At 63.2% G+C, this 6,583-nt stretch carries 8 protein-coding genes; 4 read left to right on the plus strand and 4 right to left on the minus strand.

The genetic code is table 11. From position 1 onward, the window contains the following. Positions 1 to 84 precede the first annotated feature (84 nt). Both GV818_RS33420 and GV818_RS33425 read right to left on the minus strand, forming a co-directional pair. Positions 85 to 450 (minus strand): YajD family HNH nuclease, encoded by a 366-nt coding sequence (locus tag GV818_RS33420; RefSeq protein ID WP_007926907.1) that lies wholly within the window; start codon positions 448 to 450, stop codon positions 85 to 87. 49 nt (positions 451 to 499) lie between these two features. Then, positions 500 to 1,186 carry a spermidine synthase gene (locus tag GV818_RS33425; protein WP_161778716.1) on the minus strand — a complete coding sequence of 229 codons (687 nt, stop codon included), beginning with the start codon at positions 1,184 to 1,186 and terminating at the stop codon, positions 500 to 502. A 75-nt stretch (positions 1,187 to 1,261) separates the two neighbouring features. Here GV818_RS33425 and GV818_RS33430 point away from each other — a divergent pair, with 75 nt between their 5' ends. Beyond that, positions 1,262 to 1,576: a hypothetical protein gene (locus GV818_RS33430; protein WP_161757581.1), complete on the plus strand. Its 315-nt coding sequence runs from the start codon at positions 1,262 to 1,264 to the stop codon at positions 1,574 to 1,576. On the opposite strand, the gene GV818_RS33435 is transcribed toward GV818_RS33430, so the two are convergent. Both GV818_RS33435 and GV818_RS33440 read right to left on the minus strand, forming a co-directional pair. Beyond that, on the minus strand, positions 1,573 to 2,046 hold the full coding sequence (locus GV818_RS33435) for a cyclic nucleotide-binding domain-containing protein (protein ID WP_161757580.1): 474 nt from the start codon (positions 2,044 to 2,046) through the stop codon (positions 1,573 to 1,575). The two genes, GV818_RS33430 and GV818_RS33435, sit on opposite strands and share 4 nt — an antisense overlap. A 103-nt stretch (positions 2,047 to 2,149) precedes the next feature. Next, a complete protein-coding gene (locus GV818_RS33440) occupies positions 2,150 to 4,204 on the minus strand; it encodes a S9 family peptidase (RefSeq protein WP_161778717.1) in 2,055 nt (684 codons plus the stop codon). A 100-nt stretch (positions 4,205 to 4,304) separates the two neighbouring features. Here GV818_RS33440 and GV818_RS33445 point away from each other — a divergent pair, with 100 nt between their 5' ends. The 3 genes from GV818_RS33445 to GV818_RS33455 are packed head-to-tail and all read left to right on the plus strand — an operon-like array spanning position 4,305 to position 6,167. Then, a complete protein-coding gene (locus GV818_RS33445) occupies positions 4,305 to 4,802 on the plus strand; it encodes an MFS transporter (protein WP_161757578.1) in 498 nt (165 codons plus the stop codon). A gap of 35 nt (positions 4,803 to 4,837) precedes the next feature. After that, on the plus strand, positions 4,838 to 5,614 hold the full coding sequence (locus GV818_RS33450) for a class II glutamine amidotransferase (protein ID WP_161757577.1): 777 nt from the start codon (positions 4,838 to 4,840) through the stop codon (positions 5,612 to 5,614). Positions 5,615 to 5,624: 10 nt separating this feature from the next. Then, the gene (locus tag GV818_RS33455; RefSeq protein WP_161757576.1) at positions 5,625 to 6,167 is read left to right on the plus strand and encodes a DUF2937 family protein; all 543 of its coding nucleotides are present in this window, start codon (positions 5,625 to 5,627) and stop codon (positions 6,165 to 6,167) included. Positions 6,168 to 6,583: the final 416 nt, after the last annotated feature.

Below are 6,583 nucleotides of genomic sequence, written 5' to 3' on the forward strand. Positions count from 1 at the left end.
GTGTGGCGGGCGGGGTGTCCGGAGGTTCGCCGGCACGCCGGCGCCTACACATTGGGGGTAGGCGCCGGCGTACCGACCAAGGCATCACTCGTCGTCTTTCTTCATCAACCCGGCCAGGGCGGCGAAGGGGTTGTGGGTCGCCTTGGCGACTTTCGGCGTGCTCAGGGAGCCTTCGCCGAAGTATTGCTGGTCGGTGTAGCGCGAGTGCTCGTTGTCGTGGCAGTACAGGCACAGCAGCTCCCAGTTGGAGCCGTCCTGGGGGTTGTTGTCGTGGTTGTGGTCGCGGTGGTGCACGGTCAGTTCGCTGAGGCGCTTACCGGAAAACTCGCGGGCGCAACGGCCACAGACGTGGGGGTACATCTTCAGCGCCTTGTCGCGGTAGCCCATTTCCCGGTCGCGCTGGGCGTCGGCGAGGATGCGGTCGAGCTTGGAGGTGTTGGTCGAACTCATGGGTTCACCTTTGTAGAAAGACTAATGACGGTAATGGACAAAGTTTAGCTCAGGCCTTGAGCTTCTCGGCAATCCAGATGGTGTGCCGGGTGCCCTTGTTGCCATGGGCAAACACCTGCACTTCCTCGGCCTTGAAGCCAGCCTTGCGCAAGCGTTCGGAGAACTGTCGGTCGGCGCTGGCGGACCACACCGCGAGTATCCCCTTGGGGCGCAGGGCACGGGCGCAGGCGGCCAGGCCGCCCGCGGAATAGAGCCAGCTATTGGCCTTTTGGGTCAGGCCTTCAGGGCCGTTGTCGACGTCCAGCATGATCGCGTCAAAACCCTGGGGCTCGGCCTGCAGGACCTTGGCCACATCCTCCAGGCGAATCACCGTGCGCGGGTCCAGCAGCGGCCGGCCGGATTTTTCCCCGAGCGGCCCACGGTTCCATTCCACTACCCCGGGCACCAGTTCGGCGACCACCACCTCGGCGCTCTTGCCCAGGTGCTTGAGGGCCGCGGCCAGGGTGAAACCCATGCCCAGGCCGCCGATCAGCACCCGCGAGTTCGGCCGTCCGGCAACCTTGCTGCAAGGGATCTGCGCCAGGGCGTCCTCGGAGCCGTGCATGCGGGTGTTCATCAGTTGGCCGCCGTCGCCGCCCTGGATCTTGATGACGAAATCTTCACCGTATTCGAACAGGCACAAGGCACCGCCGTTGTCGGGAATTGCAGTGGTGTCCAGCAGTACGAAACGTTTCATGAGGATCTCATTGAGGAAGGCAAAACGGCCCGGTTGGGAGTAGCCTGACGCCAGACAATAGCAATGGAGCCATTGATGAAGCGCACTATTCTAACGGTGATTGCCCGAGCGGCGCTCGCACTGACAGCGGCAGTTGCGATGGGCGCGGGTCCGGCCTGGGCCGACGATACGCAAAGTACTCCGGTGGTCACCCCGACGCCGACCCTTGGCACCCCGGGTACCGCCACTCCCACGCCTTATCCGCAGGTGACCCCGCCCAGCACGCCGAAAGCCGGCAGCAGTGGCAGCGCGCCGTTGCTGCCGCCGATCGACATGCCCAAGCCGCCCAAGGACCAGACCCTGCCGGGGTTGGAGCAGAACGACAACAAACCCAAGGTGCAGGGAGCCTAGATTTGCTGCGCGTGCAACTGGCCGTCGGCCATGCGCAGGCGCTTGGACAGCGATACGGCAAGGGCGCGGATGACCTTGGCGGCGATCTTCGGTGCGTCGTTGAGCATCTTCTCCAGGGAGTCTTTGCCCAGGTTGAGTAACTGGCAATCAGTGGCGGCCACGCACGTGGCTGAGCGCCGCTCGCCATCGAGTACCGCCATCTCGCCAAAGGCCCGGCCGCTGCGCAGGGTGGCGATGGTCAAGGGCTGGCCGTCGTGGTTGCTCTTCTGCACGGCCACTTGGCCGCTGTGGATGATGCACATGAAGCTGCCGGCATCGCCCTCGTGAAAGATCGCCTCGCCCTGGGCGATGCTGCTGATGCTGAAGTAGCCGGCGGCGGCGTTGAAGTCGGCGGGCAGCAGTGGGTCGAACAGCCCGCAGTCCATCAGCCAGTCGCGGATCTCGTTGTTCAGTAAGGTGGGTTCGGTCATGGGATCACGGTCTTTTTCTTGTGTCTGTTGCACGGGCGCAAGCCCGGTCCGGCAATTGCCGGCGGCGGTCCAGAGTTAAGACAGGAGCGCCGCCGGGAGTTCCTCAGCCCTGGCCCAGAATGTTCAGGATAAAGGCATATTCGAGGGCTACGTCACGCAATCCCTGGTAGCGCCCGCTCATGCCGCCATGGCCGGCCCCCAGTTCGGTCTTGAGCAGCAGCGGGTTGTCGTCGGTCTTGCTGGCCCGCAGCTTGGCGACCCATTTGGCCGCTTCCCAATACTGCACGCGACTGTCGTTGTAGCCGGCGATCACCAGGGTCGCCGGGTAGGCCTGGGCGCGGACATTCTCATAAGGCGCGTAGGCCTTGATCCGCTCATAGACCTCTGGCTCTTCGGGATTGCCCCATTCGTCGTACTCGGTGACGGTCAACGGCAGCTCCGGGTCGAGCATGGTGTTGAGCACGTCGACAAACGGTACTTCGGCGACGGCCACCTGGAACAGTTCGGGGCGCTGATTGAGCACCGCGCCGATCAACAGGCCGCCGGCGCTGCCGCCGCTGATCGCCAGTTGCCCGGAGGTGGTCAGGCCCTGGGCAATCAGGTGTTCGGCACAGGCAATGAAGTCGTTGAAGGTGTTCTGCTTGTGTTCCTGCTTGCCGGCGCGGTACCAGGCTTCACCCAACTCGCCGCCGCCGCGTACGTGGGCGATGGCAAAGGCTACGCCGCGATCCAGCAGGCTCAGGCGCGCGTGGGAGAACCACGGGTCGAGGCTTTCGCCATAAGCACCGTAGCCATACAGGTACAGCGGTGTCGGCTGGCCCAGGCATTCACGCTTGAGCACTAGGCTGATCGGCACCTGGGTGCCGTCGGCGGCGGTGGCCCAGAGGCGCTGGCTGACATAGGCGTCGGGGTCGAAGGGGCCCAGCACCGGGGTTTCCTTGAGCACCTGCTGCTGACCGTCGGCCAAGTGCAACTGGCGTATCTGGGCCGGGCGGTTCAGTGCCTCGTAGCGCAGGCGGATATGTTCGCTGGAAAACTCCAGGCTGTTCTGCACATGCAGGCTGTAGGCCGCGTCCGGCAGTTGCACGCGGTAGACAGGCAAGCCTTGCGGATGCACTTCGATGATCGGCAGGCCGCCTTCACGCAGGCTCAGGGTCATGGCGCTGGCGTTGAGGGTCACGCCGTCGAGCATCACCTCGGGGTTGTGGGCAACCAGCAGTTGCCAGTCGCTTTCCTCGGGGACCGTGCCGTTGTCCACGGCCTGATACAGGGCAAAGTTGATGCCGTCACGGTTGCTGCGGATGAACCAGGTCCACTGGCCGTCGAGCTGGCCGTGGTCGACATCGTACTCATGGTCTTCGATCCGTGGCGCCATGCAAGTGAATGGCAGGTGCGGCTGCGCAGCGTCCAGGGCCCAGGTTTCACCGGTGGTCTTGCTGCCCAGGGACAGCAGCAACTGGTGCTCGGAGCTCGAACGGTAGCAGTGCAGGAAGAAACGCCCGTCCGGCTCGTGGAACACTTCTTGCGCGGCGGTACCGTCCAGGCGGTAGCGGAACAGCTTGTGCGGACGGTGAGTGTCGTCCAGTTCGCCGAAGAACAGGGTCAGGCTGTCGTTGGCCCAGGTCATGCTGCCATCGCAATTGGCGAACGACAGTTCGCTGACCTTGTCGTTGCTCAACTCCTTGACGAACAGGGTGTAGATCTCCTCGCCCGTGGTGTCGAGGCTGTAGGCCAGGCGCTGGTGGTCGGGGCTGATGCTGAAGGCGCCGAGGGAGAAGAAACCACCGTTGGCCAGGGCGTTGGGGTCCAGCAGCAGTTGTTCGTGGTTCTCGTCGACCGTCAGGCTGTCGTCTGCCGGGCGCGGGCAGCGGTAATGCCGGGCGTATTCGTCACCGGCGGTGGTGCGGGTGTAGTACAGGTAGGGCCCCCAGGGCGAGGGCAGGGACAGGTCGGTCTCGAGAATCCGCCCCTTGATCTCCTGGAACAGTGTCTCGCGCAGCGGCGCCTGGTGGGCCAGTCGGGCTTCCTGGTAGCTGTTTTCAGCGTTCAGGTAGTCGAGCACCGCTTCGGTGTCGCGTTCCTGCAGCCAGGCATACGGGTCAGCGCCTTTGGCCTTGTGGGCAATCGGGGCACCGGTGTCGTTGGCGGGTAAGGGCATGGGGGGCTCTCGAACGATGACAAATGAGGGCTTGGCAGACGGCGGTGCAGCCTGACAGAGGAAAAGTCGTTATCATAAGCGCCTCTTTGCCTGCCTTGCCATGGACACCATGACCGAGAACGACTATCTGATTGCCTGGGGCCTCTACGCATTCGCCGCCTTGGGCTGCCTGCTGGTGTGGATGCGCCTGACCCGCTGGATGTGGCGTTGGCTGCGTGAGCCGCTGCGTGTACTGATGGCAGTGCTGCTGTTCAGCCCCACCATCATCGACTCGGTCAAGGATAAGTATGCCCCGGCCGTGGCCATCACCGCGCTGGATATCGCCTTCAAGGTGGGCAACAACGCCTGGCGTGCGGTGTCCGACCTGTTCATGTACGGCATGATTGCCTTTGGCCTGTACCTGCTGTTTGTGCTGGTCCGCTGGCCTATCGAGCGTGCAGCCAAGGAGCGCCGACAGCGCACCGAAGCGGCCAAAGCCGCCGCCAAGGCCGCCGAAGTGGAAGACGACCAGCCCTTTGGCGGTGCCGGCAATGATCGTTATGGTCGTCCGCCTGCTGCGGGCAGCCCCCTGAATACGCGGGTCGAACCGCGTTTGTAACGCTGCCCCCCCGGCATTGAAGCGAGAGTCCGAGCATGTGTGAGTTATTGGGCATGAGCGCCAATGTACCGACCGATATCGTTTTCAGCTTTACCGGGCTGATGCAGCGGGGCGGCCGTACCGGCCCCCATCGCGACGGTTGGGGCATCGCTTTCTACGAAGGCCGTGGCCTGCGCCTGTTCCAGGACCCGGCGGCCAGCAGCGAATCGGAAGTGGCCAATCTGGTACAGCGTTACCCGATCAAGAGCGAAGTGGTGATCGGCCATATCCGCCAGGCCAACGTCGGCAAGGTCTGCCTGGCCAACACCCATCCCTTTGTCCGTGAACTCTGGGGTCGCAACTGGTGCTTTGCCCATAACGGCCAGTTGGCGGACTTCCAGCCCGCAGCCAGCTTCTATCGCCCGGTGGGTGATACCGACAGCGAAGCGGCGTTCTGCGACCTGCTCAACCGGGTTCGCCAGGCCTTTCCCGAGCCGGTGGAGATCGAGCAGTTGCTGCCGACGCTGATCCAGGCCTGCAACGAATACCGCAGCAAAGGCGTGTTCAATGGCCTGCTCAGCGATGGTGACTGGCTGTTCTGCTACTGCTCGACCAAATTGGCACAGATCACCCGGCGTGCGCCGTTCGGGCCGGCCCGGCTGAAGGATGTCGATGTGATTGTCGACTTCCAGGCAGAAACCACGCCCAACGATGTGGTGACGGTGATCGCCACCGAACCCTTGACCGAAAACGAAACCTGGACCCGCTATCAGCCGGGCCAGTGGAGCCTGTGGCGGCGCGGCGAATGCGTCAGTCATGGCCAGACCGAATAAGGACGTCCCTATGTTGCTCAGTTATCTGCGGCTGGTGCTGTTCGCCGCCGGTCTGTTGGTCGGTGTGCAAGTGCCGGGTTTCATCAGCGATTACGCTAAGCGCGTCGAAGCCCATATGATCGAGTCGCAGAACAGCCTGCAGGGTTTTCAAGGCACCGCGCAGCAGTTCTTCAAGGGTGACCTGAACGCCCTGGTGGCCCATTACCGGGCCAGCGATGACCCGGTGTTTCGCAGCGATGCCGAGAGCCTGAGCGGCTTGCTCAGTCGCCAGCTGGCCCTGGACAAGCAATACCAGGCGATGCAGGGGCCTTGGTACATACGCATGCTGCAAGTGGTCCTGGCGGCTGATCCGGATATTCGCAAGGAAACCTGGGACGGCTACAGCTACCAGATCTTGCTGACCCCGGAAGCGATGATCTGGGGCATGAGCGGTGCCTTGCTGCTGTCGTTCGGGATTGAGTGCCTGTTCCGGCTGATTGACTGGGTGGTGCTGGGCGGCAAGCGTTTGCGTCAGAGTCGGCCGATCGAAGAGCGCGATCTCAAAGGCCTCTGACCCCCTGTAGGAGCCGGCTTGCCGGCGAAGGGGCCCGCAAGCCTTGCACCTGGCTGAAGATCGCTTTCGCTGGCAAGCCAGCTCCTACGGGAGTCGTATCGAGTTGGTTCTCTGTGTAGGAGCCGGCTTGCCGGCGAAGGGGCCTGCGTGGCTTGCACCTGGCTGAAGATCGCTTTCGCTGGCAAGCCAGCTCCTACGGGAGTCGTATCGAGTTGGTTCTCTGTGTAGGAGCCGGCTTGCCGGCGAAGGGGCCCGCGTGGCTTGCACCTGGCTGAAGATCGCCTTCGCTGGCAAGCTGTTGTGGCTCAATGTTCCTGGACCACTCTGTAGGAGTTTCAACCTAAGGAAGCATCATGGGATTTCGGGTCGTTACCGCTGAAGAAAAGGCTGAAGCCATTCGCTTGGTCGTGGAGATG

Origin of the sequence: Pseudomonas sp. Fl4BN1 (genome assembly GCF_009908285.1) — a bacterium.
GTDB lineage: Bacteria > Pseudomonadota > Gammaproteobacteria > Pseudomonadales > Pseudomonadaceae > Aquipseudomonas.

Coding starts and splice junctions, on each gene's coding strand:
- GV818_RS33420 (WP_007926907.1), bottom strand. CDS start 450: ATGAGTTCGACCAACACCTCCAAGCTCGACCGCATCCTCGCCGACGCC.
- GV818_RS33425 (WP_161778716.1), bottom strand. CDS start 1,186: ATGAAACGTTTCGTACTGCTGGACACCACTGCAATTCCCGACAACGGC.
- GV818_RS33430 (WP_161757581.1), top strand. CDS start 1,262: ATGAAGCGCACTATTCTAACGGTGATTGCCCGAGCGGCGCTCGCACTG.
- GV818_RS33435 (WP_161757580.1), bottom strand. CDS start 2,046: ATGACCGAACCCACCTTACTGAACAACGAGATCCGCGACTGGCTGATG.
- GV818_RS33440 (WP_161778717.1), bottom strand. CDS start 4,204: ATGCCCTTACCCGCCAACGACACCGGTGCCCCGATTGCCCACAAGGCC.
- GV818_RS33445 (WP_161757578.1), top strand. CDS start 4,305: ATGGACACCATGACCGAGAACGACTATCTGATTGCCTGGGGCCTCTAC.
- GV818_RS33450 (WP_161757577.1), top strand. CDS start 4,838: ATGTGTGAGTTATTGGGCATGAGCGCCAATGTACCGACCGATATCGTT.
- GV818_RS33455 (WP_161757576.1), top strand. CDS start 5,625: ATGTTGCTCAGTTATCTGCGGCTGGTGCTGTTCGCCGCCGGTCTGTTG.